The following is a 578-nucleotide window of genomic DNA, read 5'->3' as shown; positions in this document are numbered from 1 at the left end:
ATTATGGCTCTGGTTTTGAATTAAGCTAACCCACGAAAAGCGGAGGCTAACACCGTGTGGGAGTCATTATGTCTATGAGTAATTCGGATATGCAGTATCAAATAAACTATGAAGGTGAGATTAGATTTGGGCCCGCTTATTATTCACTTGAAATAGGCGGAATTAAAGTAGCTGATTTTGTATATGGCTTTACTCGTAGTGAGTTATTAAATGGCCGATATTTAGCAATTGAAGAATGGCTTACTACTGATTATAGAAAAGGCCCAGTTACTAGAGTTGCTATATTTGATCTAAAAAATAAATTGGTTTCACGGTTAAAGATCGTAGAGTCGGGTTTTGTTAGCAATTTTAAGTTGATTGGTAATGTGTTTTCATACCGTAAAGATTATCATGCTAAAGGTACTTCAGTAGAATCTGAAGTAGACTGGAAATCAATCGTCGAGTGGGTTGACATAAACTCATAACAAGAAGTTCAAGCAGACAAAAAACAGTTGGTCATCGCCCCGCCGTGTCAGAGTAGTTGTCCTGTCTTCTTTTCACAATAGTTATAGTCAGACGGCGGGTGGTTAGCAGGTTCA

At 38.1% G+C, this 578-nt stretch carries 1 protein-coding gene; it reads left to right on the top strand.

Going from position 1 to position 578, the window contains the following annotated elements:
- The first annotated feature begins 68 nt into the window (after nt 1-68).
- The gene (locus AAEY57_RS19375) at nt 69-464 is read left to right on the top strand and encodes a hypothetical protein (RefSeq protein WP_350608592.1); all 396 of its coding nucleotides are present in this window, start codon (nt 69-71) and stop codon (nt 462-464) included.
- Nucleotides 465-578 lie beyond the last annotated feature (114 nt).

The organism is Pseudoalteromonas sp. MER144-MNA-CIBAN-0113 (assembly GCF_040308965.1).
GTDB lineage: Bacteria > Pseudomonadota > Gammaproteobacteria > Enterobacterales > Alteromonadaceae > Pseudoalteromonas > Pseudoalteromonas tetraodonis.
This window is presented reverse-complemented; position numbering and strand designations above follow the sequence as displayed.